General features: G+C 68.8%; 26 protein-coding genes. 21 read left to right on the forward strand and 5 right to left on the reverse strand.

Annotated features, from left to right (window positions below; all coding sequences use genetic code 11):
- Window positions 1–16 precede the first annotated feature (16 nt).
- Complete coding sequence (locus UUA_RS03190; protein WP_039953484.1) at window positions 17–1,501, forward strand: transglycosylase SLT domain-containing protein; 1,485 nt, start codon at window positions 17–19, stop codon at window positions 1,499–1,501.
- 23 nt (window positions 1,502–1,524) lie between these two features.
- Here UUA_RS03190 and UUA_RS03195 read toward each other — a convergent pair whose 3' ends face one another.
- Together UUA_RS03195 and asd are read right to left on the reverse strand one after the other, a co-directional pair.
- Entirely contained in the window at window positions 1,525–1,974 is a 450-nt protein-coding gene (locus UUA_RS03195; protein ID WP_039953472.1) for a hypothetical protein, read from the reverse strand.
- A 114-nt stretch (window positions 1,975–2,088) separates the two neighbouring features.
- A complete protein-coding gene (gene asd / locus UUA_RS03200; protein ID WP_008434219.1) occupies window positions 2,089–2,946 on the reverse strand; it encodes an archaetidylserine decarboxylase in 858 nt (285 codons plus the stop codon).
- A 263-nt stretch (window positions 2,947–3,209) separates the two neighbouring features.
- On the opposite strand from asd, the gene prmB reads away from it, so the two are divergent.
- The 14 genes from prmB to accD all read left to right on the forward strand — a co-directional run bounded on the left by prmB (window position 3,210) and on the right by accD (window position 16,638).
- The gene (prmB, locus tag UUA_RS03205) at window positions 3,210–4,136 is read left to right on the forward strand and encodes a 50S ribosomal protein L3 N(5)-glutamine methyltransferase (RefSeq protein WP_008434220.1); all 927 of its coding nucleotides are present in this window, start codon (window positions 3,210–3,212) and stop codon (window positions 4,134–4,136) included.
- Window positions 4,137–4,139: 3 nt separating this feature from the next.
- On the forward strand, window positions 4,140–4,685 hold the full coding sequence (locus UUA_RS03210; protein WP_008434221.1) for a GNAT family N-acetyltransferase: 546 nt from the start codon (window positions 4,140–4,142) through the stop codon (window positions 4,683–4,685).
- Window positions 4,686–4,719: 34 nt separating this feature from the next.
- Window positions 4,720–5,808 carry a chorismate synthase gene (gene aroC / locus UUA_RS03215; RefSeq protein ID WP_008434222.1) on the forward strand — a complete coding sequence of 363 codons (1,089 nt, stop codon included), beginning with the start codon at window positions 4,720–4,722 and terminating at the stop codon, window positions 5,806–5,808.
- Between the two features lie 15 nt (window positions 5,809–5,823).
- Window positions 5,824–6,219 (forward strand): hypothetical protein, encoded by a 396-nt coding sequence (locus tag UUA_RS03220; protein ID WP_008434223.1) that lies wholly within the window; start codon window positions 5,824–5,826, stop codon window positions 6,217–6,219.
- Window positions 6,216–7,208, forward strand: coding sequence for a 2-hydroxyacid dehydrogenase (locus UUA_RS03225; RefSeq protein ID WP_008434224.1), 993 nt, complete (start codon window positions 6,216–6,218; stop codon window positions 7,206–7,208). Before UUA_RS03220 ends, UUA_RS03225 begins: the two co-directional genes overlap by 4 nt.
- A 41-nt stretch (window positions 7,209–7,249) precedes the next feature.
- Window positions 7,250–8,281, forward strand: a complete 1,032-nt coding sequence (locus tag UUA_RS03230; protein WP_008434225.1) for an aspartate-semialdehyde dehydrogenase — start codon at window positions 7,250–7,252, stop codon at window positions 8,279–8,281.
- A gap of 2 nt (window positions 8,282–8,283) precedes the next feature.
- A complete protein-coding gene (locus UUA_RS03235) occupies window positions 8,284–8,580 on the forward strand; it encodes a hypothetical protein (RefSeq protein WP_039953474.1) in 297 nt (98 codons plus the stop codon).
- 175 nt (window positions 8,581–8,755) lie between these two features.
- Window positions 8,756–11,140, forward strand: a complete 2,385-nt coding sequence (locus UUA_RS03240) for a motility hub landmark protein FimV (protein WP_008434227.1) — start codon at window positions 8,756–8,758, stop codon at window positions 11,138–11,140.
- 103 nt (window positions 11,141–11,243) lie between these two features.
- Entirely contained in the window at window positions 11,244–12,011 is a 768-nt protein-coding gene (truA, locus tag UUA_RS03245) for a tRNA pseudouridine(38-40) synthase TruA (protein ID WP_008434235.1), read from the forward strand.
- Complete coding sequence (locus UUA_RS03250) at window positions 12,008–12,631, forward strand: phosphoribosylanthranilate isomerase (RefSeq protein WP_039953476.1); 624 nt, start codon at window positions 12,008–12,010, stop codon at window positions 12,629–12,631. The genes truA and UUA_RS03250 overlap by 4 nt, the downstream gene beginning before the upstream one ends.
- Complete coding sequence (locus tag UUA_RS03255; protein ID WP_008434237.1) at window positions 12,628–13,641, forward strand: cupin-like domain-containing protein; 1,014 nt, start codon at window positions 12,628–12,630, stop codon at window positions 13,639–13,641. Before UUA_RS03250 ends, UUA_RS03255 begins: the two co-directional genes overlap by 4 nt.
- Before the next feature lie 72 nt (window positions 13,642–13,713).
- A complete protein-coding gene (gene trpB / locus UUA_RS03260) occupies window positions 13,714–14,925 on the forward strand; it encodes a tryptophan synthase subunit beta (protein ID WP_008434239.1) in 1,212 nt (403 codons plus the stop codon).
- Window positions 14,922–15,722, forward strand: a complete 801-nt coding sequence (gene trpA, locus UUA_RS03265) for a tryptophan synthase subunit alpha (RefSeq protein WP_008434240.1) — start codon at window positions 14,922–14,924, stop codon at window positions 15,720–15,722. The genes trpB and trpA overlap by 4 nt, the downstream gene beginning before the upstream one ends.
- Window positions 15,723–15,768: 46 nt before the next feature.
- On the forward strand, window positions 15,769–16,638 hold the full coding sequence (gene accD / locus UUA_RS03270; protein ID WP_008434241.1) for an acetyl-CoA carboxylase, carboxyltransferase subunit beta: 870 nt from the start codon (window positions 15,769–15,771) through the stop codon (window positions 16,636–16,638).
- Window positions 16,639–16,930: 292 nt separating this feature from the next.
- Here accD and UUA_RS03275 read toward each other — a convergent pair whose 3' ends face one another.
- Together UUA_RS03275 and UUA_RS03280 are read right to left on the reverse strand one after the other, a co-directional pair.
- Window positions 16,931–17,494: a phosphatase PAP2 family protein gene (locus UUA_RS03275; RefSeq protein ID WP_008434243.1), complete on the reverse strand. Its 564-nt coding sequence runs from the start codon at window positions 17,492–17,494 to the stop codon at window positions 16,931–16,933.
- Window positions 17,463–18,623, reverse strand: a complete 1,161-nt coding sequence (locus UUA_RS03280) for a glycosyltransferase family 4 protein (RefSeq protein WP_039953486.1) — start codon at window positions 18,621–18,623, stop codon at window positions 17,463–17,465. The genes UUA_RS03275 and UUA_RS03280 overlap by 32 nt, the downstream gene beginning before the upstream one ends.
- 114 nt (window positions 18,624–18,737) lie before the next feature.
- Between UUA_RS03280 and UUA_RS03285 the strand changes: the two genes are divergently transcribed.
- Entirely contained in the window at window positions 18,738–19,175 is a 438-nt protein-coding gene (locus UUA_RS03285) for a DUF4399 domain-containing protein (RefSeq protein WP_008434245.1), read from the forward strand.
- A gap of 21 nt (window positions 19,176–19,196) precedes the next feature.
- On the opposite strand, the gene UUA_RS03290 is transcribed toward UUA_RS03285, so the two are convergent.
- Complete coding sequence (locus UUA_RS03290; protein ID WP_008434247.1) at window positions 19,197–19,982, reverse strand: transporter; 786 nt, start codon at window positions 19,980–19,982, stop codon at window positions 19,197–19,199.
- Between the two features lie 91 nt (window positions 19,983–20,073).
- Between UUA_RS03290 and UUA_RS03295 the strand changes: the two genes are divergently transcribed.
- From UUA_RS03295 to UUA_RS03315, 5 genes are all read left to right on the forward strand, one after another.
- Window positions 20,074–20,325: a hypothetical protein gene (locus UUA_RS03295; protein ID WP_153022905.1), complete on the forward strand. Its 252-nt coding sequence runs from the start codon at window positions 20,074–20,076 to the stop codon at window positions 20,323–20,325.
- A gap of 150 nt (window positions 20,326–20,475) precedes the next feature.
- Window positions 20,476–21,876: a glutamate--tRNA ligase gene (gene gltX / locus UUA_RS03300; protein WP_008434251.1), complete on the forward strand. Its 1,401-nt coding sequence runs from the start codon at window positions 20,476–20,478 to the stop codon at window positions 21,874–21,876.
- 35 nt (window positions 21,877–21,911) lie between these two features.
- Window positions 21,912–22,190 (forward strand): hypothetical protein, encoded by a 279-nt coding sequence (locus UUA_RS03305; RefSeq protein WP_008434253.1) that lies wholly within the window; start codon window positions 21,912–21,914, stop codon window positions 22,188–22,190.
- 30 nt (window positions 22,191–22,220) lie between these two features.
- Window positions 22,221–22,730 carry a transcriptional repressor gene (locus UUA_RS03310; RefSeq protein WP_008434255.1) on the forward strand — a complete coding sequence of 170 codons (510 nt, stop codon included), beginning with the start codon at window positions 22,221–22,223 and terminating at the stop codon, window positions 22,728–22,730.
- A 98-nt stretch (window positions 22,731–22,828) separates the two neighbouring features.
- Window positions 22,829–23,263 carry a MerC domain-containing protein gene (locus UUA_RS03315; RefSeq protein WP_008434257.1) on the forward strand — a complete coding sequence of 145 codons (435 nt, stop codon included), beginning with the start codon at window positions 22,829–22,831 and terminating at the stop codon, window positions 23,261–23,263.
- Window positions 23,264–23,284 lie beyond the last annotated feature (21 nt).

Raw genomic sequence — 23,284 nt, forward strand, 5'->3', positions numbered from 1 at the left:
GGGGGTGCGGTTCGTGATGTTGTCGTATGCGGTCGTTCGTTTCATGCGCCTGGCGCCGTTTGCCGTGGCGATCAGTCTGCTCAATGCCTGCGCCAGTACCGGCGGCGGCAAACCCTCGGCCAAGGTCGATGCGCTCTACGGCCAGCTCGATCAGGCCAGCAAGGGCTACGAAACCGCCCTGCAGCAGTCGCGCGAGGGCAACCCGCAGGCCTCGCAGCTGACGCTGACCCGTTCGCTGGACAGCCTGAAGCAGGCTGCGGCGCACTGCGGCAATACGCCGGGCTGCGATCCGCAGCGGTTCTTTTCGGCGTTCGACCATCTGCTGCGCCTGAAGGACGGCGATTTCGGCGCCGGCCAGGACCTGGACAGCGACGTCGACCCGTCGCAGGCGGCCCTGGCCGCCGGCAAGACCGGTGCGGCCAGCCTGCCGCAGGCGCAGCGCAGCGTGACCCTGCTGCACGGGCAGAAGCTGTCGCAGCTGATTGCGATGAACGGCCCGGTGAAGGCGGCGCTGGAGATGTGGCTGACCCAGTGGCGCCCGCAGCTGATGGACGCCTGGGTGAACTACCAGTACCTGCGCTACCAGATGTGGCCGCAGTACCAGAAGGCGGACCTGCCCGAGGCACTGCTGTTCGGCATCATGGCCAAGGAATCCGGCGGCAAGGTGCATGCCGTCTCGCGCTCGGGCGCATCCGGCCCGCTGCAGTTCATGTATGCCACCGGCATGCGTTTCGGGCTGGGCAGCGACAGCGGTTTTGATATGCGCTTCGATCCTGCGGCATCGGCGCGGGCGAACGCCGAGTACATCAACGAGCAGTTGCGGGTCTTCAACGACAATCTCGAACTCGCCCTCGGCGCCTACAACGGCGGCGAGGGACGCATGCGCCGCACGGTCGGCGACGACACCTCGGTGAGCTTCTACGACCCGCGCGTCTACGACCAGTTGTCGCAGGAGACCCGCGACTACGTGCCGGCGGTGCTCGCCGCGGCGTGGCTGTTCCAGCACCCGGACAGCTACAACCTGCGCTTCCCGAAGGTCGATGGTGCGCCCGGCACGGTCACGCTGAAGCGGCCGGCCTCGTTGTCGGAACTCACCGTATGCCTGGGCTCGGCCGGCGGCATGGGCGATGGCTGGTTCCGCACCCTGCGCAACCTCAACCCGCGGCTGGACCCGCAGGTGACCCAGCCGGCCGGTACGCCGCTGCAGTTGCCGAAGTTGCTGGAGAAGGCGTACGCATCACGCTGCGTCGAGGGTCCGTGGCCGATCCTCGCCGGCGACCTGCACCATGCGGTGGTGCCGGTGGTGGCCGCTCCGGTGGAGCCGGCGCCGGCGCCGGCGGCGAGAGGAACCAGTCGCTACAAGGTACGCCGTGGCGACACGCTGATCAGCATCGTGCGCAAGCTGCATTGCTCCAGCGTGCAGGAAGTCGCCGAGGCGAACGGGCTGAAGCACCACCACCTGAGCATCGGGCAGACACTGAAACTGCCGGTCTGCCGCTGATCCGCTGCCGCGCCGTACCGCCTTCAGGCGACGGCGCTTTCCTGCGCCCAGCTGTTGCCATTGCCGGTGTCGGCGTGGCCGGCGCCGTGCACTTCCTTCAGCTCGCGCAGCAACTGCATCAGCTGGCGGTGCTGCGGTTGCAGGCTGGAGTGCGGGGAGTTCTTGGTTTCGTGGTAGGCCACCGCCAGCCACAGCGCGATGCCGCGCAGCGCCACTTCGGCGTTGGTCGAGCAGGCGCGCTCGTAGCCCGCCTCGGTGCCCTGGCCCCAGGGCAGGTAGCGCGCTTCCGGCGCGGTGCCGTATAGGTGTGGGAAATCGCTGCGCGAAGCCTGCCCGATTTCGCGCAGGGTGAGCATGCCCAGGCGCTCGCGGTTGCGCTTGGGCAGGGCACGCACGCTGCGTTCGATGTCGCGGAACTGGCGACCCAGCTGGCGTGCGCGTACCGCCACGAGCAACGGAGTGAGTATTTGCATGGGATCCCCTTCGGCGCTGGAGTTTCGTGGCACGCAGCACGTGCGGCGAAGCCACGAGCGTAACGAAGCAGTTGCAGCAATAGCGCCTAGGGCGTCACAAAATGACGCGTGACGTCAGTTCGGCGTCGATTGCCGACGTCGCCCCAGCCGCTGACCGACCCGCACGGCCTGCTGCGGCTGCAGGGCATCCAGCTCGGCGGCGCCCTCGGGCAGCAGCACGATCACGGTGGAGCCCATGTTGAAGCGGGCCATCTCGGCGAAGCGTTCCAGCGCGACGTGCTGGCTGGCAAACGACTTGCGCCGGATCGACGGTACATACGGCGGGATCACCAGGCCGTCCCACACGGTGGCCACCGACGAGACCAGGATCGCGCCCACCATCACCACCACGAACGGGCCGTGTTCGCCCTCGAAATGGCAAACCAGCCGCTCGTTGCGCGCGAACAGCCGCGGGATCGCCTCCACCGCGAACGGCGCCACGCTGAAGATGCGCCCCGGCACGTGCACGGCCTCCTTCAGCGTGCCGGCCAGCGGCATGTGCACGCGGTGGTAGTCGCGCGGCGACAGGTACACGGTGACGAAACGGCCGTTGCGGTACGGCGCGGCGGCGGCCTCGTCGCCGCCGAGCAGCTCGGCGGCGGTGTAGTCTTGGCCCTTGGCCTGGAAGATGCGGCCGTCGACGATCGCGCCGGCCTGGCTGATGCGGCCGTCGGCGGGCGAGAGCAGGGCGGCCGGGTCGGTGTCGGCCTGGCGCGCGCCGGGCCTCAGCTTGCGGGTGAAGAACGCATTGAAGTGCTGGTAGGCCAGCGGATCGGGCTGCGCGGCCTCTGCCATGTTCACGTCGTAGTTGCGCACGATGGTGGCGATCAGCCAGTTCTTCCACGGCGCGAAGGTCCAGCGCGTGGCCCAGTAGACCAGGCGCGACAGGAAGCGGTGCGGAAGGATGTATTGCAGCAGGATCTTGAAGGTCATCCGCCGAAGTATACGGGTGACGGTGCCCTTGATCGTGCGTCCCCTCTCCCTCTGGAAGAGGGTGCGGACCTGCAGGCGCTGGAGCGCCTGCGGAATAGTGAAGCCGGCTCCGAAGGGGTGGGCGCCATGGATGGCGCGAATCCAGGTGGGAGAGGGTTCGGGTGGAGCGTGGCGTTGCGGCCTTGCCGGGCCTCATCCCAACCCCTCGCCCAATGGGAGAGGGGCTTATAATCGCCGGCCGACTTGCCACCCTCTGGATCGCCGTGACTGCCGAGCTCGCCACCATCATCGACTTCATCCGTTATGGCGCCAGCCGCTTCTCGGCGGCGGGGCTCACCTTCGGCCACAGCCACGACAACCCGATCGACGAGGCCACGCATCTCGTGCTCGCCAGCCTGCACCTGCCACCGGACATCCCGCCGGCGTACGGCGTCGGCCGGCTCACCACGGCCGAGCGCGCGAACGTGCTGGCGCTGATCGATCGCCGCGTCAGCGAGCGCCTGCCGGTGGCCTACCTGGTCGGCGAGACCTGGTTTGCCGGGCTGAAGTTCAAGAGCGACCGCCGCGCGCTGGTACCGCGCTCGCCGATCGCCGAATTGATCGAGTCGGGCTTCGCGCCGTGGCTGGACGAGCGCCAGGTCGAACGCGCGCTGGACCTGTGCACGGGCTCGGGCTGCATCGGCATCGCGATGGCCGAGTACAACCCGGACTGGCAGGTCGATATCGTCGACATCAGCGACGAGGCGTTGTCGCTGGCGCGCGAGAACATCGCGTTCCAGCACGTCGAGGGCCGCGTCGAGGCGATCCGGTCCGACCTGTTCGCGGGCGTGGCCGGGCGCCGGTACGACCTGATCGTCTCCAACCCGCCCTATGTCACCGAGGACGAGTACGCCGCGCTGCCCGGCGAGTACGCGCACGAGCCGAAGCTCGGCCTCACCTCCGGCGCCGACGGCCTGGACCTGTGTCTGCGCATGCTGGACGAGGCCGCCGACCACCTCACCGAAGACGGCCTGCTGATCGTCGAGGTGGGCGAGAGCGAGCACGCGCTGGCCGCGTTGCTGCCGGAGGTGCCGTTCGTGTGGATCGAGTTCAAGGTCGGGCTGATGGGCGTGTTCGCGCTGGAGCGGCGCGACCTGGTCGAGCACGCCGCGGCGATCGGTGCGGCGGCGGCCGCGCGTCGTCCTGGCTGATCGATGGAGCTGGTCACGGCGCGGCTGCGGATCGACGCGTTGCGCCCTGACGATGCGGCGGCGCTGTTCGCGCTGCGCGGCGATCCCGCCGTAGCGCGCTACCAAGGCTGGCGCCCGGCCGATTCCGCGGCCGCCCGCGCGTTCATCGCTGCCCAGCCGCAGCTGCCGTCGCACGGCTGGTTCCAGCGCGCGATCCGGCCGCGCGACGATGGCACGCTGATCGGCGATCTCGGCCTGAACCTGCCCGAAGCGGCCGGGGATTCGGTCGAGTTCGGCATCAGCATCGCGCCGGCCCGGCAGGGCTTCGGTTATGCCGACGAGGCCGTGCGCGCAGTGTTCGACCATGTGTTCGGCCAGCTCGGCCGGCATCGCGTCCACGCCTCGGTCGACCCGCGCAACCTGGCCTGCATGGCGCTGCTGCGTGCGCTGGGCATGCGCCAGGAGGCGCACCACCGCGAGAGCCTGTGGCTGCGCGGCGAGTGGGTCGACGACGCGATCTTCGCCCTGCTGGAGCACGAATGGCGGGCAGCGCAGTGCCATCGCGGTTAAGCTGTAGCGATTACCCAATAGACGTCCAAATCCCGTGTCCAGCAATTCCTTCGGCAAGCTCTTCACCGTCACCACCTTCGGCGAAAGCCACGGGCCGGCGATCGGCTGCGTGATCGACGGCTGCCCGCCGGGGCTGGCGATCGCCGCCGAGGAATTCCGCGGCGACCTCGACCGCCGCGCCACCGGTCGCAGCCGCTATACCTCGCAGCGGCACGAGGCGGACGAGGTGGAGATCCTCTCCGGCGTCTACCAGGGCAGAACCACCGGCACGCCGATCGCGCTGCTGATACGCAACACCGACCAGCGCAGCAAGGACTACGGCGACATCGTGCAGAGCTTCCGCCCCGGCCACGCCGACTACACCTACTGGCAGAAATACGGTATCCGCGACCCACGCGGCGGCGGGCGCTCCTCGGCGCGCGAGACCACCATGCGCGTGGCCGCCGCGGTAGTCGCCAAGAAGTGGCTGGCCGAGCACCACGGCGTGCGCGTGCGCGGCTACCTGGCGCAGATCGGCAACGTCGTGCCGGACGCGTTCGACTGGGACGTGGTGGAGCAGAACCCGTTCTTCTGGCCCGACGCGGCCCAGGTGCCGGCGCTGGAGAGCTACATCAACGCGTTGCGCAAATCTGGCGACTCGGTCGGCGCGCGCGTCAACGTGGTCGCCGACGGCGTGCCGCCGGGTTGGGGCGAGCCGATCTACGGCAAGCTCGATGGCGACCTGGCCGCTGCGCTGATGTCGATCAACGCGGTCAAGGGCGTGGAGATCGGCGACGGCTTCGCCGCCGTGGCGCAGCGCGGCAGCGGGCATCGCGACGAAATGGGCATGGACGGCTTTGCGTCCAATCATGCCGGCGGCATTCTTGGTGGCATCAGCAGCGGCCAGCCGGTGGTCGCCTCGATCGCGCTGAAACCCACCTCCAGCATCCTGATCCCCGGCCACAGCGTGAACCTGGCCGGCGAACCGGTCGAGGTGGTGACCAAAGGTCGCCACGATCCCTGCGTCGGTATCCGCGCCACGCCGATCGCCGAGGCGATGATGGCGCTGGTGCTGATGGATCATGCCTTGCGCCATCGCGCCCAGTGCGGCGACGTGGGCGCGGTGGCGCCACGCATTCCCTGAGCCGGAGGGCACGCTATGCGCGCATCGTCGAATTCGCTCCACGCAGTTCCATCGCATGCGTCGTTGCATGACATCCTCGGCGATGCGATCCGCTACTGGGAGGTGCGGCGGATCGCCTACAACATGGCGCTGGTGCTGGTGGCCGCGGGCTGGGTCGTGATGGGTTGGCCGGCTGTCCTGGCCGGCCTGCGATTCCAGTCCGTGCTGGCCTTGTTCGTGCTGGCGGTGCTCGCCAATGTCTGCTACTGCGCGGCATACCTGGTCGACATTCCGGCCCAGTATTCGCCGTTCCACGCAGCCTGGCGGCATGGGCGCGGGGCGTTGTGGCTGGTCGGAACCCTGTTCGCGATGACGCTGGCGTACTACTGGCTCGCCGATGAGATTGCCCCCGCGATTGGAGCCGTGCCTTGACCAGCAAGCCGCGCGTCTGGATCTCGCGACCCACCTTCCCGGGAGTCATCGCCCGGCTCGAACCGCATTTTGAGGTGACCGCCGAGGCAGAGGAGCGCAAGTTCAGTCCGGCCGAACTGGCGGCGAAGCTGGCCGCACAGGATGCCGCGATCGTGGGTCTGAAGGACCGCATCGGTGCGGCGGAAATCGCCGGTGCGCATCGGCTGCGCATCGTCGTCAATCTCGGCGTCGGCTACGACAACCTCGATCTGGACGCGCTCAGCGCCGCCGGCATCGCCGCCTCCAATACCGCCGACGTGCTCAATGAAAGCGTGGCCGACTACGCCTGGGCGCTGCTGCTCGGCTCCGCGCGGCGCATGAACGCGGCCGAGCGCTGGCTGCGTGCCGGGCACTGGAAAGCCACCGAGTTCAAGGCGTGGCTGGGCACCGACGTGCGCGGCCGCACCCTTGGCATTCTCGGCATGGGCCGGATCGGCCAGGCGATCGCGCATCGCGCGGTCGGCTTCGGCATGCCGGTGCTGTACCACAACCGCTCGCCGCTGCCCGAGGCGACCGAGCGGGCCTGCCGCGCGCGCTTCGTCGACAAGGCGCAGCTGCTGCGCGAGTCCGATTTCCTGGTGCTGGTGCTGCCGTTGACGCCGCAGACCCAGCACGCCATCGGCGCGCCCGAACTGGCGCTGATGAAACCGACCGCGGTGCTGGTGAACGTGGCCCGCGGCGGCATCGTGGACGACAAGGCCTTGACGGCGGCCCTGCGCGAGCGGCGGCTGGCCGCGGCCGGGCTGGATGTGTTCGAAGGCGAGCCGGCGCTGCATCCGGGCCTGCTCGAACTGGACAACATCGTGCTCAGCCCGCACATCGCTAGCGCCAGCACCGAAACGCGCCGTGCGATGACCGCCCTGGCCGTGGACAATGTGTTGGCGCTGTTCGGCCATGGCCCGCATGCCGGGCGGCCGCCCACGATCCTCAATCCCAACGTGCTGGCCTGACGACCGGCCCGACCTCCCACCCTGAGCGAAGAACCCCACCCATGAGTCAGAAGAGCAGTTACAAGGTCGCCATGGTCGGCGCCACCGGCGCGGTCGGCGAGACCGTGCTGGCGATCCTCGCCGAGCGCGAGTTCCCGGTCAGCGAACTGGTGCCGCTGGCGAGCGAGCGTTCGGCCGGCGGCAAGGTCAGCTTCGCCGGCAAGGACATCACCGTGCAGTTGCTGGACACCTACGACTTCGCCGGCGTCGACATCGCGTTCTTCTCCGCCGGCGGCTCGGTCAGCCGCGTGCATGCGCCGCGCGCGGCCGCGGCCGGCGCGGTGGTGATCGACAACACCTCCGAGTTCCGCTACCAGGACGACATCCCGCTGGTGATCAGCGAGGTCAACCCGCACGCGATCGCGCAATACACCACGCGCGGCATCATCGCCAACCCGAACTGCTCGACCATGCAGATGCTGGTGGCGCTGGCGCCGATCCACCGCGCGGTGCAGATCGAGCGGATCAACGTGGCCACCTACCAGTCGGTTTCCGGCGCCGGCCGCAGCGGCATGGAGGAGCTGGGCCGGGAGACCGCGGCGCTGCTGAACTTCCAAAGCGTGGAACCGGGCAAGAAATTCCCGGCCCAGATCGCGTTCAATGTCATCCCGCAGATCGACGATTTCCAGCCGAACGGCTACACCAAGGAAGAAATGAAGCTGGTGTGGGAGACCCGCAAGATCCTGGAAGACGAGTCGATCCAGGTGAACCCGACCGCGGTGCGCGTGCCGGTGTTCTATGGCCATTCCGAGGCAGTGCACATCGAGACCAGCGACAAGATCACCGCCGAGCAGGCCCGCGAGCTGCTGCGCCAGGCGCCGGGTGTGGTGCTGGTGGACGAGCGCAAGCCGGGCGGCTATCCGACCCCGGTGGGTGAGGCGGCCGGCAACGACCCGGTGTACGTGGGGCGCATCCGCGAGGACATCTCGCACGAGCGTGGGCTGGATCTGTGGATCGTCTCGGACAACATCCGCAAGGGCGCGGCGCTGAATGCGGTGCAGATCGCCGAATTGCTGATCGAGGACTATCTCTGAAGATGCGTTTGATGCAACTCCTTGTAATCGCTGGATTCGTTCTCGCGTCGGTGGCCTGGGCCGGTGACCGGGCGAAGCCGTCGCCGGCCGCGCCGGCGCCGGCAAAATTGCTGTCGACGGCGCAACAACGACTGGCTGGCAGCCGGGCCGAAGTGGCACGGCTGAAGCAGGATCTCGGCCGGCAGGAATCGGACAGCAGGCGGGCCAGCGAACGGCTGCAGCAGCAGGACCGGACCATCGCCGAGCTGCAGCAACAGCTGCATGAGCTGCAGGCCCAGGCGGCCTCGGGCACGCGTTGAGAAGTGCTGCTGCGGTGAGAACACACCGCAGCAATGCACTGCAAGTATTCGCTGCAGCTATTGTTGATTGGCCTGCATGTAACTAAAGTGGCAGCTCATTTTGGGGCAGGCCGCCCTTGCGGCGGTGCCATGAACAAATAAAGAGTCGCGCCAGGATCGTTCGGGGGAACATGCAATGAATCGTTCGTTGAAGTTGTCGATGCTGATCGCGCTGGCACTGGGCAGCAGCCAGGTCATGGCTGTGGACCTTGGTCAGATCCAGGTCAAATCGGCGCTGGGACAGCCGCTGCTGGCCGAGATTCCGCTGCATCCCGAAAGCCCGGCGGAGTTGCAGGGGCTCACCGTCCAGCTGGCTTCCAGCGAGGAATTCGCGCGTGCCGGCATCGTTGGCGGGCGTACCGCGGTCCCGCTGCATTTCAGCGTGGCCACTGCCGGCGCCGGGCAACCGGTGATCCGCATCACCAGCAGCACGCCGGTGGACGACCCCTTCCTCGACCTGTTGATCGAAGTGAACGGCAAGGCCGGCAAGAGCGTACGCGAGTACGCGATCCTGCTCGATCCGCCGAATAGTTCCCAAGCGGCGCCCGTCGCGACCACCCCAACACCGTCCGCGCAGCACCAGAAGGTGACACGGCCGGCCAAGGCGGCGGCGGAGGCTCCGGCGACGAAGGCGGCTGCCCCGGCGAAGCCCGTCAAGGCGGCTGCGGCGAAGCCGGCGCCCGCTCCCGCGACCGCCGAGGCAGGCAACGGCCAGACCGCTCCGGTCGAGCGTGGCCAGACGCTGTCCGGCATTGCGCGCAGCGTGACCCCGTCCGGCGTCGACGTGCAGCAGATGATGCTGGCGCTGCAGCAGGCCAACCCGAATGCGTTCTACCGCAACAACATCAATGCGCTGAAGACCGGCGTGGTGCTGCGCGTGCCGACCTCGGCCGAGGCGCAGGCCATGACGATCGCCGCCGCCGTCGCCGAAGTGCGCCGGCAGAACAGCGACTGGCGCGCCGGGACTCCGGGCAAGCCGGCGGTCGTGGCCAACGCCGCCACCCGCACGTCCAATGCCGGTGCGTCGACCGGTGCGCCCGACACTGGCGACCGGTTGGCCCTGATGCCGGCCAAGGCGAACACCGGCGCCGGCTCGCAGGGCGGTGGCGCGGCCGGCAATGGCGCGCGCCAGGAGCTGCTGCGCACCAAGGAGAGCCTGGCCAGCCTGCAGCAGCAGATTACGGATCTGAAGGCCCGCGTGAAGGACCTGGCGGACATCAACAGCAAGAACGAGCGCCTGCTGTCGCTGAAGGACAACGAGATCGCCGGGCTGCAGGCCAAGCTGGCCGCCGCACGCAAGGCGGCCAATCAGCCTGCGGCTGCAGCGCCGGCGGGCACCGCCAGCAACACGAAGGCCACGGGCGCCGTGCCCGCGGCGCCTGTGGAGAAGCTGGAAACCGCCACCGCCACCGCCAGCACGGCCGCCAGTGTGGCCGCGGCGCCCGTTGCGGCCGCTACGGCGTCGTCGCCGGCGGCTGCCTCCAGTCCGGCCAGCGCCCCGGCGCACGCCAGCACCTTGGTGACCACGCCGATTGCGACCTCGGCGGCGACCAAGCCGGTGGAGAAGCCGGCCACCACGGCTCCTGCCCACATGCCGGCGCCGCTGGAACGGCCGTGGTACATGCAGACCTGGGCCTGGGCGGCCGCGGGCGGTGCGGTCGTGCTGCTGATCCTGCTGGCCATGCTGGGTCGTCGGCGCAAGCCGGCCACCGAGGCGTCGAAGGCGCCGCCGTCGCTGGCCGACCGTTTCGGTTCGTCCGCCGCCTCCGCTCAGGATCTTCCCGGCGGCGATGTCGACCAGGACGAACTGCTCGACCAGCTGGCCGAACATCCCGATGACATCAGCCTGCACCTGGAACTGGTCACCCTGTACTACTCCCGCCGCGACGTCGAGCATTTCGAGGCGGCGGCCGAGGCGATGCACGCCCATATCGTCGATCCAGAGCAGGACGAGTGGCAGGACGTGCTGCACATGGGCGAGGACCTGGCGCCGGGCCACCCGCTGTTCGACCATCACGCCGAGCCGGCGTTGTCCGGCGAGGCCGAAGCGCGTGGCGCGTTCAACATCGACGACTATGCCGACAAGGGCGATGCGCCCACGGTGGTCTCCACAATGCCGCCGCTGCCGCCGAGCGGGCCCAAGCCCGTCAGCGAATACAACTTCAACTTCGATCTCACCCGGACAGCTGGCGAAGCGGCGGCGCGCCCGGCATCGACACCGCCGCCGGCGGCGGACGACACCACCGTGGTCGCGCCACTGGCATCGAGCCGGCCCGCGCCCGCCGAGCCGGTGTCGAGCTGGCACTTCGAGGAAGACGACAGCGTGCCGCTGGCGACGGACGCTGGCCATGACCTGGGCGAGTTCAGCGACGACCCGGTGGACACCAAGCTCGACCTGGCCCGTGCCTACATCGACATGGGCGATGCCGAAGGCGCCCGCGCCATGCTGGGCGAGGTGGTCAAGGAGGGCAGCCAGATGCAGAAGGACGTCGCCAAGCGCCTGCTCGACAGCCTGCACTGAGCCGCGGGCAGCATCGCGCGGAACGCATCGGGCCGGCTTTTGCCGGCCCGATGCGTTGTGGCCTGCTAATCTTTCTTCTTTCAGCGAACCCCTGCACGACTCCATGCGCATTGCCCTGGGCATCGAATACGACGGTACCGATTTCAGCGGCTGGCAGCGCCTGAAGGTCGATGTCAGCGTGCAGGGTGTGCTGGAGGAAGCGTTGTCGAAGGTGGCCGACCATCCGGTCGAAGTCAGCTGCGCAGGGCGCACCGACGCCGGCGTGCATGGCCGCTGCCAGGTGGTGCACTTCGACAGCGAGGCGCGCCGCGACATGCGCGGCTGGGTGCTCGGCGCGTGTTCCAACCTGCCGCCCAGCGTGGCGGTGCTGTGGGCGCAGCCGGTGCCGGACAGTTTCCACGCGCGCTACGCAGCGCGCAGCCGGCGCTACCGCTACCACCTTCTCAACCGGCCGGTGCGGGCGGCGCTGGATGCGCGCTACGTCACCTGGGAGCGCCTGCCGCTGGATGCCGCGCGCATGCACGAAGCCGCGCAGGCGCTGCTTGGCGAGCACGATTTCAGCGCGTTCCGCGCGCTGTCCTGCCAGGCCGCGCACCCGCGCCGCAGCGTGCTGGCGGTGAGCGTGCGGCGCGAGGGCGAGCAGGTATTCGTCGACATCGAGGCGAACGCGTTCCTGCACCATATGGTGCGCAATATCGTCGGCTCGCTGCTGCTGATCGGCCGCGACGAGCAACCGGTCGCATGGATGGCCGAACTGCTGGCCGGCCGTGACCGCCAAGTGGCTGGACCGACCGCGCCGGCCACGGGGCTGACCTTCATCGGCCCGCGCTACGAGCCGTACTGGGGCCTGCCGGGCGAGGTGAGCCAGTGACCCGCATCAAGTGCTGCGGCATGACCCGGGTCGGCGACGCGCTGCTCGCCGCGCGGCTCGGCGCCGATGCGATCGGCCTGGTGTTCACCGCACGCAGCAAGCGGCAGGTGACGCTGGCGCAGGCACGCGAGATCGTGGCAGTGCTGCCGCCGTTCGTGGCCACCGTCGCCCTGTTCATGGACGACGAGGCAGCGCTGGTGCAGCAGGTGCTCGACGCCGTGCGGCCCACTTGGCTGCAGTTTCACGGCAACGAGAGCGACGCCTGGTGCGCGCAGTTCGGCCATCCGTTCCTCAAGGCGATTGCGATGGGCGAGGGCGCGACGGCGTTGTCTCGGTTGCAGGCGTATCCGCACGCCTCCGGCCTGCTGCTGGATGGCCATGCGGCCGGCGAGGCCGGCGGCAGCGGCAGAACGTTCGACTGGTCGCTGCTGCCGGATGGCCTGGAGCAACCGTTAATCCTCGCCGGCGGCCTGCACGCCGGCAACGTGGGCGAGGCCGTGCGTAAGGCGCGGCCGTGGGCGGTGGACGTGGCCAGCGGGGTGGAGTCGGCAGCGGGGATCAAGGACCCGGCGCGGCTGGAAGCCTTCATCCGCGCGGTGCGCGCGGTGGATGCGGCGTGAGCGGCGCTGCGGCCGCCATCGAGGAATGCCGCGATGGCGACGGTTCGCCCGCCCTTGCCGACCTGGTCGGTCGCGCCCGCCCGCTGGTGATCCGCGGCCTTTGCCGCGACTGGCCGATGGTGGCCTGGGCGCGGCAGTCGGACGACGCGTTCGCCCGCGAGCTGGCGCGGCTGGACAACGGCAGCGAGGTCGACGCGCTGCTGCTGCCGCCGGGCGAGGGCGGGGTGGTCGGCTACAACGCGGCGTTCGACGGCTTCAACTACGAGCACCACCGCGTCTCGATCGGCCAGGGCCTGCAGCGGCTGGCACAGTACAGTCGCCAGCCGGAGGCACCGGGGCTGGCGATGCAGAGCGCGCTGATCGCCGACTGCCTGCCGGGATTGCTGGACGATCACGCCATTCCCTTCCTCGACCGCAGCATCCAGCCGCGCATCTGGATCGGCAACCGGGTCACCACGCCGGTGCATTTCGACGAATACCACAACGTCGCCTGCGTGGCATGCGGCGTCCGGCGCTTCACCCTGTTCGCGCCGGAACAGGCGCGCAACCTGTACGTCGGGCCGCTGGATTTCGCGCCTACCGGCGCGGCGATCGGCATCGCCAGGCTCGACCGCCCCGACGATCCGCGCTTTCCCCGCCTGAAACTGGCGCTGGCCGAGGCGCAGGTGGCGGAGCTGCATCCCGGGGATGCGATCTACATTCCGCCCATGTGGTGGCACCACGTGGAATCCCTGCAGCGGATCAACGCGCTGGTGAACTACTGGTGGCGGCCGGTGATTGCGGCCGGTCATGCGCCAGGCACGGCGCTGGGCTGCCTGATGCACTGCATCCTCGCCTTCCGCTCGCTGCCGCCGGCGGAACGGGCGGCGTGGAGGGAACTGCTGGACTACTACGTATTCGGCGACGAGGATCCCGCCGCACACTTGCCCGCCGGCCGGCGCGGAATCCTCGGCCCGCTCACGCCCGGGCAACTGGCCGAGGTCAGGGCCTCCATCCGCCGTTACCTGTGACCCCGTTCGGCCGGGCTTGCCGCTAAGATGGCTGCTTGCCGCAGTGCGGCATGCCCTTCCCAGAGTGACGAGATGAGCAAGATCGTGGACTACAACGCTTACCCCGACGCGCACGGCCGCTTCGGCAACTATGGCGGCAGCTACGTGGCTGAGACGCTGATGGCGCCGCTGGCCGAACTGACCGAAGCCTACCTGCGCCTGCGCGAGGATCCGGTCTTCATCGCCGAACTCGACCGCGACCTGAAGCACTACGTCGGCCGGCCCAGCCCGATCTACCACGCCGAGCGGCTGTCGAAGCACGTCGGTGGCGCGCGCATCCTGTTCAAGCGCGAAGACCTCAACCATACCGGCGCGCACAAGATCAACAACACCGTGGGCCAGGCGCTGGTCGCACGCAACATGGGCAAGACCCGCATCATCGCTGAGACCGGCGCCGGCCAGCACGGCGTGGCCAGCGCCACGGTGGCGGCACGGCTGGGCCTGAAGTGCGTGGTCTACATGGGCGCGGTGGACATCGAGCGGCAGAAGATCAATGTCTACCGCATGAAGCTGCTCGGCGCCGAGGTGGTGCCGGTGACCTCCGGCTCGAAGACGCTGAAGGACGCGTTGAACGAGGCGATGCGCGACTGGGTCACCAACGTCGCCGACACCTTCTACATCATCGGCACCGTCGCCGGGCCGCATCCGTACCCGCTGATGGTGCGCGACTTCAACGCCATCGTCGGCCGCGAGGCGCGCGCGCAGATGCTCGAAGAGTATGGTCGCCTGCCCGACGTGCTGACCGCCTGCGTCGGCGGCGGCTCGAACGCGATCGGCCTGTTCCATGCCTTCCTCAACGACGCCGGCGTGCGCATCGTGGGCGCCGAAGCGGCGGGCTTGGGTCTGGCGACAGGCCATCACGCGGCCTCGCTGGCCGCCGGCCGTCCCGGCGTGCTGCACGGCAACCGCACCTACGTACTGTGCGACGACAACGGCCAGATCACCGAGACGCACTCGGTCTCGGCCGGCCTGGACTATCCCGGCGTCGGCCCCGAGCATGCGTTCTTGAAGGACGCCGGTCGCGCTACCTATGTCGGCATCACCGACGACGAGACGCTGGCCGCGTTCCACCTGCTGGCGCGCACCGAAGGCATCCTGGCCGCGCTGGAATCCAGCCACGCGGTGGCGCAGGCGATCAAGCTGGCGCGCGAGTATCCGCAGGACGGCATCGTGCTCTGCAATCTCTCCGGCCGCGGCGACAAGGACGTGCACACGATCGCCGCGCGCGAAGGAGTCGAGGTATGAGCCGTATCGACCGTCGCTTCGCTGCACTGAAGGCTGCCAGTCGCACCGGCCTGATCCCGTTCGTCACCGCCGGCGACCCTTCGCCGCAGCACATGGTGGGGTTGATGCATGCGTTGGTTGACGCCGGCGCCGACCTGATCGAGCTGGGCGTGCCGTTCTCCGACCCGATGGCCGACGGCCCGGTGATCCAGCACGCCAGCGAGCGGGCGATCGCGAAGGGCGTGGGCCTGGCCGACGTGCTGGGTTGGGTCGCCGCGTTCCGCCAGCGCGATGCGGATACGCCGATCGTGCTGATGGGTTATCTGAATCCGGTCGAGATCCACGGCTACGCGCGCTTCGCGCAGGAGGCCGCGCAGGCCGGCGTCGACGGCGTGCTGCTGGTCGATTGCCCGCTGGAGGAATCCGCCGTGCTGCAGCCGCTGCGCGACGCCGGGCTGCAGCAGATCCTGCTCGCCGCGCCCACCACCGAACCCTCGCGTATGGCGCAGCTGTGCGGTTCGGCCGAGGGTTTCCTGTACTATGTCTCGTTTGCCGGCATCACCGGTGCGGCACACTTGAGCACCGGCGACATCGCGGTACGCGTTGCCGATATCCGCGCCCGTGCGAAGGCGCCGGTGGCGGTCGGTTTCGGCATCCGCGATGCAGCGAGCGCAAAGGCGATCGCCGGTTTTGCCGATGCGGTGGTGATCGGCAGCGCGCTGGTGGACAAGCTGGCCGGCGCGACGGGTGCCGATGACATTGCTGGGCGGGTACGCGCGTTTCTCGCGCCGATCCGCAGCGCGCTCGACGCGCATTGAACAATACGCTGCCCAGGGTGGCGCGCATGAACGGTGGGGTGATGCAATGAACTGGCTGCAGAAAATCATGAACCCGCGCACCCGCCCGCAGAGTCCAAATGGCGGCAAGGGTTCGGTGCCCGAAGGCGTGTGGGAGAAGTGCGGCGGCTGCGGCACCGTGCTGTACAAGCCGGAGCTGGAGCGCAACCTGATGGTCTGCCCCAAGTGCGGCCATCACCACTACATCAGTGCGCGTGCGCGATTGGGCGCATTGCTGGATGAAGGTTCCGCGCAGGAACTGTGGGCCAGCCTGGAGCCGACCGATCCGCTGAAGTTCCGCGATACCAAGAAATACCGCGACCGCATCGTCGCCACCCAGAAGAAGCTCGGCGAGAAGGACGCGATGGTCGCCATGAGCGGCCGGCTCAAGGGCCGTCCGCTGATGGCGACGGCGTTCGAGTTCGCCTACATGGGCGGCTCGATGGGTTCGGTGGTCGGCGAGAAATTCGCCCGCGCCGCCGAGCGTGCGCTGGCCGACAGGAGCGCGCTGGTGTGCTTCTCCGCCACCGGCGGCGCGCGCATGCAGGAGGCGCTGTTCTCGCTGATGCAGATGGCCAAGACCTCCGCTGCGCTGGCGCGCCTGCGCGATGCTGGCGTGCCGTACATCAGCGTGCTGACCAACCCGACCACCGGCGGCGTCTCGGCCAGCCTGGCGATGCTCGGCGACATCAACATCGGTGAGCCGAAGGCGCTGATCGGCTTCGCCGGCCCGCGCGTGATCGAGCAGACCGTGCGCGAGACCTTGCCGGAGGGTTTCCAGCGTTCGGAGTTCCTGCTCGAGCACGGCGCGATCGACCTGATCGTCGACCGCCGCGAGATGCGCGACAAGCTGGCCGACCTGCTCGGCATCCTGATGAAGGCGCCGCGTGCGGCCTGAGCGGGCGAGCTGCCTGCGATGATGCGATGCCGCCTGTGGGCGGCATCGTCGTTTGCGCAATCGAGTTTTCCACAGCTGCTGTGGAAGCGTTCCGGCAAAGCCTGTGGACAAGCCGACTTCGCCGTTGCTCCATCAAGCACTTGCTACGCGCTGGTCACGAGTTGCGCATGACGACGCGGTGTGCGGCACTGGTTTTCCACAGCGATTGTGGAGCGCGCGCGGTAAAGCCTGTGGACAAGTGCGCTATCTGCTTGAGCGCAAAGACACGGCCGACGGCGTGCGCAGGATCTGCTCAGCCGGACAGGCCGGCCAGCCATAGCGAGGCGCCGCCGAGCACACCGCCGATCACGATGGCGGCGAGCACATCGCTCGGGTAGTGCAGGCCGAGGATCACCCGCGAGGCGGCGACCAGCGCGGTGAAGCCCAGCAGCAGCGGCGCCAGCATCGGATACCAGGCGAGCGCCACGATGCTGAAGCCCACCGCCTGCAAGGTATGGCCGGACGGAAAGCTGAACTCGTCCAGCGGCGGCACGTGGGCGATCACGCCGGGGCAGGCGCGATACGGACGCGGGCGACGCGTCCAGCGCTTCAGCACGCGGTACAGCAGCAGCGCGGCGAGTCCGGTGACCGCCATGTGCATGGCCGCGATCAGCCCGCGCTGGCCGCCGACCGCCGCCAGCGCCGCCATCAACGCGTACCAGAACATGCCGTCGCCGAGCCGGCTGATCATGCCGAAGCATGCACCCACCACGCGACGGGCGCCCCAGTGGTTGGCGATCACGCAGACGCGGCGATCCAGTGCGAAGCGCGGTCCGGGCAGGAGTTCAGAGGTGGGCAGCGACGGAGGCGTGTTCATGCAGGTTCTCCTCGGCCATTTCGCGCAGCAGGTTTTCGAAATCGCGGATCACCGATTCGGGCGACAGCCCCGCCACGCCGGCATGCGCCGCGCGACCCATGTGCCGGATCAGCGCCGGGTTGCTGGCCAGCCGTGACGTGGCGTCGATGAAGGCCGCCTCATCGCCGGTGGCAATACAGCAACCGTTGACGCCGTCGACCAAGTGCTCGCGTGCGGCGCCTTCAGCGTACGCCACCACCGGCAGGCCGGCGGCCAGCGCCTCGATGATCACGTTACCGAAGGTCTCGCTGAGGCTGGGGAACGGGAACAGGTCGGCACTGGCGTAGTGCCGCGCCAGCGCCTCGCCGCGTTGCACGCCCGCGAAGATGAAGTCCGGGTTGGCGGCCTGCAACGCGTCGCGGGCCGGACCGTCGCCGACCCACACGTAGCGCGCCCCCGGCACCTGCTGCTGGATCGTGCGAAAGGTTCGTACCGCCAGTTCCAGATTCTTCTCCGGCGCGATGCGCCCCACGTACAGCACCACCGGCGTGGCAGCGTCCACGCCCCAGTCGGCACGCAAGGCCATGTCGCGGTGGTTCGGATGGAACAGCTGCGTATCCACGGCGCGGCGCAGCAGGCGCGTATTGGTGATGCCCATGGCGTGCAGTTCCTGTGCGAGCGCATCGGTCGGCACCAGGGTGGCGACGGCGCGCTGGTGGAAACGACGCAGGTAGCCGCGCACCAGTGGCGTGAGCAGGCCCACGCCGTAATGGCTGGCGTAGCTGTCGAAGCGGGTGTGGAAACCGCTGCTGAGCGGAATGCCAAGCTGCCTGGCAGCGCGCACGGCCGACCAGCCGAGCGGTCCTTCGGTGGCCACATAGACCGCATCGGGACGCTGCCGCGACCAGTGCCGCCGCAGCGTGCGGCCGGCGGGCAGGCCGAAGCGCAGGCCCGGGTAGCGAGGCAGCGCGCCGCCGCGCAGTTCGAGCACGTCGATGCCGGATTCGTCGCCGTGCGACTGCGGCTGGCGCGGCCGGATCAGGTCGATGCAGTGGCCGCGGGCGGCGAGCCCGGCGGCGAGGCTGTGCACGGTCAGCGCGACGCCGTTGATTTCCGGTGGATAGGTCTCGCTGACGATGCCGATGCGCATGAGAATGCCCGTGCTGGCTGTGCGCAGCTTCGCGCTGCGGCGTTGCGCTGGCATGGCCAGCGCATGACGCTGCGCTTACACTCGGTCGTTCTTCCCGCACCTGGAGACCTTTCGATGAAACGCATCCTGCTTGCCCTGACCCTGGCTGGACTGACTGGCGCTGCGCTGGCCACCGATGCGCCGGCCGGCCTGCCGGTCACGCCGGCTCCTGCCGGTGCCGAGGTGTACATCATCACGCCCGCCAACGGCGCCACCGTGGGCCAGGACGTCACCGTGCGCTTTGGCCTCAAGGGCATGGGCGTGGCGCCGGCCGGCGTGGCCAAGGAACACACCGGTCACCACCACCTGCTGGTCGACGTAAAGGAGCTGCCGCCCGCCGGCCAGCCGATTCCGAAGGACGAACAGCACATTCATTTCGGCGGCGGCCAGACCGAGACCACGTTGAAGCTGAAGCCGGGCACGCACACGCTGCAGCTGGAACTGGGCGACCAGAACCACGTGCCGTTCGGGCCGGCCGTAGTGTCGAAGCGGATCACCGTGCACGTGAAGTGAGCTTCCGCTTCGGCCGCGCACTCAGTGGCCGAAGTACGCCGATACCCCCAGGCCCGCCTCCCACTCGGGGGCGTGGCCGCCGATGCGGTGGCGCGCGCTGGCGTCCACTTGCACGTGTGGCGTGAGCATCCATGCCAGCCCGGCGCCTGCGCGGCTGCCGTGGCCGCCATCGGTGTCGTCCTGCAGCGCGATCTCGATGAAGCCGTTGAGCGTGGGCGTGAGCGCGTAGCCGTCGTTGGCGGCGAGCAGGTGGCTGTCGCGGCCGCCGCTGCGCACGTTCTCCAGGTACAGCGCGGCGGTGTTGTGCGCACTCCACTGCCAGTTGAAGTCGGCGCCGAACAGGTACTGGCGGCGCGGGTTGCGGAAATCCCGCGCGCCGTCAGTGAATTCCACGTTGCCCAGCAGGCCCCAGCTGAAGGCGCCGGACGCGGGCAGGGCGAATTTCATCCCGAGTGTGCTGTCGCCGCGGCCGTGGCTGCGGTAGTGCGCGCCTGTGCCGGTCTGCCGCAGGTAGTTGTAGGGCGAGCCGCCGAGCTGCAGTTCGACTGATCTGCCAAGACCGAGTCGCAGCAGCGTATCGGCGCCGTATTGGGTGCTGGTGACGCCGTCCTTGCGGTCGCGGCTGGCATCGGGTAGCCCCTGTTCCCAGCTGACGTCGCCCGCCTGCAGCACGGCGGGGGCGAAGCCGAGGCCGGGGCGATCGTAACCGGGGTTGCCGTCGGCACGTGCTGCGACGGGCGAGGCGAGCGCCACTAGGGTGGCGAGGGCGGGCAGGGCAAGACGGTGGCCTGGTCGATGGGATTCCATGTCTGCACTCCATGGCCGGATGACGGCGGCGGGCGCGGTGAGCGTACTATCGAAGGCGAGCCGGACCGAATTCCTCCGTCGGAGGTGGACGATGAAACGCACGCTGTTCATCCAGGCGTTGACCTTGCCGGCCGCGGCGTGGGCCGGCGTTCCCGCGCCGCAGGCTGCGTCCGCGCAGGCACACGCACAGGCGCAGGCGCAGGCACAGGCGCAGGCACAGTTGCCTTCGCACCGGCCCGTATTCCAGGTGAGGTACGTGCTGCTGCCGGCTCCGCGAGAGGCTGACGACTTGCCGCGGATCGATGATGGCGACCGGTCCGCCGCCATGGCGCCGCTGCGGTAGGGTCGGTGGGGCTCCAGGGAGCTCGATCCGTTCGCGTCGAATCCGAACGTGGAAATCTGCCGGCAGTGGACCTGCGAGATTCCCGGTCACCCGTAAACGTGCGGCCGGTCATCGGCTAAAATCGGCGTTTCATCCATCGCCACGAATCCCATGACCGTCCGCACCCGCTTCGCCCCCAGTCCCACCGGCTTCCTGCACATCGGCGGGGCGCGCACCGCGCTGTATTGCTGGCTGGAGGCGCGTCGTCGCGGCGGCCAGTTCATCCTGCGCATCGAGGACACCGACCGCGAGCGCTCCACCGAGGAGGCCGTGCAGGCGATCCTCGACGCCATGCACTGGCTCGATCTCGACGCCGATGAAGGCCCGTTCTACCAGACCCAGCGGTTGACGCGTTACAAACAGGTCGCCGACGAGCTGGTCGCTGCCGGCAAGGCCTACTACGCCTACGAGAGCAAGGACGAGATCGAGGCGATGCGCGAGGCGGCCATGAAGGCGGGCGAGAAGCCGCGCTACAACGGCCACTACCGCGACCGCAACGAACCTTTTCGTGAAGATCCAAATCGCGTGATCCGCTTCCGCAACCCGACGGAAGGTTCGGTGGTGTTCGACGACAAGGTGAAGGGCCGCATCGAGTGGGCCAACAGCGAGCTGGACGACCTGGTGATCTTCCGCTCCGACGGCTGGCCCACCTACAACTTCGCGGTGGTGGTCGACGACATCGACATGGGCATCACCGAGGTGATCCGCGGTGACGACCACGTCAACAACACGCCGCGGCAGATCAACATCTACCACGCGCTGGGGGCCCCGGTGCCGGAGTTCGCGCACCTGCCGATGATCCTGGACAAGGAAGGCAAGAAGCTCTCCAAGCGCACCAACTCGGTCAGCGTGATGGAGTACCGCGCCGACGGCTTCCTGCCGCACGCGATCCTGAACTACCTGGTGCGGCTGGGCTGGTCGCACGGCGACCAGGAGATCTTCTCGCGCGAGGAGATGATCGCGCTGTTCGACGTCGCCGACGTCAACAAGGCCGCCTCGCGCTTCGACACCGAGAAGCTGGCCTGGCTCAACCAGCACTACCTGAAGACCGACGAGCCGCAGTCGATCGCCGCCGAGTTCGAGTGGCACCTTCAGCGTGCCGGCATCGACTTCAGCGCGGGTCCGGCGCCGGTCGACGTGATCGTGGCGCTGCGCGACCGCGTGCACACGCTGAAGGAAATGGCCGAGCGCGCGAAGATCTGGTATGGCCCCATCGTCGAGTGGGACGACAAGGCGGTGGCCAAGCACCTGAAGAACGACAGCGCGGTCGCCGTGCTCGACGCCGCGACAGCGCTGCTGGCCGGCTGCGAGTGGAAGCCGGAGCCGATCCACCAGGTCATCGAGCAGATCGCCGCGAAGCTGGAGTTGGGCATGGGCAAGGTCGCCCAGCCGCTGCGGGTGGCGATGACCGGCACCCAGGTCTCGCCCTCGATCGAGCACACGATCTACCTGGCCGGCCGCGCCGAGGCGCTCAAGCGCCTCGCTGCCGCGGTGGCCGTGGCGCGGGGATGAGCCTGCGGCCATGCCGATGACGCGCTGAAGCCGGCATGGACGAACTGCTGGCCCGGGCCACCCATGGCGTCGACCCCGACGCGCCTGGCGCGTTCTGGCAGATCTTCTTCAACCTGTTGAACATGCTGCCGTGGGCCGCCATGTTCTGGTGGAGCCTGCTGTTCGTCGCGGTGGGTGCGCTGCTCGGCTCGTGGCGCGGCCGCCTGTTCGAAGGGATCGTGTGGGCGTGGGTGCTGGGGCCGATCGGCTGGATCGTGCTCCTGCTGCGGCCGCGCCGCGAACCGCCGCATCGGCCGCCGCCTTTGCCGCGCTGACGCCTGCCGCCGGCGCGACGGGTGCAGTGTATGATCCAGTACGAGGTGAACCGATTGAACCACGACACCGCCCGCAACCCGCACCCGAGCCACCCGCATCATCACGACGCGAAAGGTTTCGTGCGCGCCGTGGAGCATGCCAGCGAGGAGCGCGGCCTGCGCCTGACCCCGCTGCGCAAGGAAGTGCTGGAGCTGATCGCGACCGCACACAAGCCGGTCAAGGCCTACGACCTGCTTGACCAGCTGCGCGAGAAGCACGGCAATGCGGCGCCGCCGACGGTCTACCGCGCGCTTGATTTCCTGCTCGAGAACGGTTTCATCCACAAGCTGGAATCCATCAATGCGTTCGTCTCCTGCCACCACCCGGCCGAGGCGCATCAGGTGCCGTTCCTGATCTGCGATACCTGCGCCAGCGCCCAGGAGGTCTGCGACGAGCGGGTCGCCGAGCTGATCGAGGCGCAGGCCAGGGCGTTCGGCTTCCGCCCGCAGGCGCAGACGCTGGAAGTCCATGGCACCTGCCGGCATTGCCGCAAGGACTGAACCGGCGACTGCCGGGTATGGCATTTGGTAATGTTATAATGTAACATCGCATCCGGCCGGATACTGAGCCGCCACCTCTGGCGGTGCCGGGCACGACGATGGACTCCGAGCAGGCGAACAAATTCCGCTGGTGGCATGCCGCCGATCGCGTCGGTGCGACGGCATCTTTCCTGTGTGCGATCCACTGCGCGCTGCTGCCCTTCGTGATCGCGCTGCTGCCGCTGCTAGGCCTGGAATTCCTGGCCGACCATCGCTTCGAGCGCGTGTTCGTGCTGTTTGCCTGCGTGCTGGCCTCGTTCGTCCTGGTCCGCGGTTATCGCCGGCACCAGCGCGCCTTGCCATTGCGACTCGCTGCGCCGGGGCTGGCCTTGCTGCTGCTCGGCATCATCTATATCGACGGCTCCACGCCGATCCTGCACAGCGTGATGGTGACCAGTGGCGGCCTGCTGCTGGCCGCTGCGCATTTCGTCAATCTGCGGCTGGACAGCCGCAGCAACGGTGCGCACGTGCACGGCCCGCAGTGCGCGCACTGAGTCGCAGCGGACCCGCTGGTG

It is taken from the genome of Rhodanobacter thiooxydans LCS2 (genome assembly GCF_000264375.1).
In the GTDB taxonomy this organism is placed as follows: domain Bacteria; phylum Pseudomonadota; class Gammaproteobacteria; order Xanthomonadales; family Rhodanobacteraceae; genus Rhodanobacter; species Rhodanobacter thiooxydans.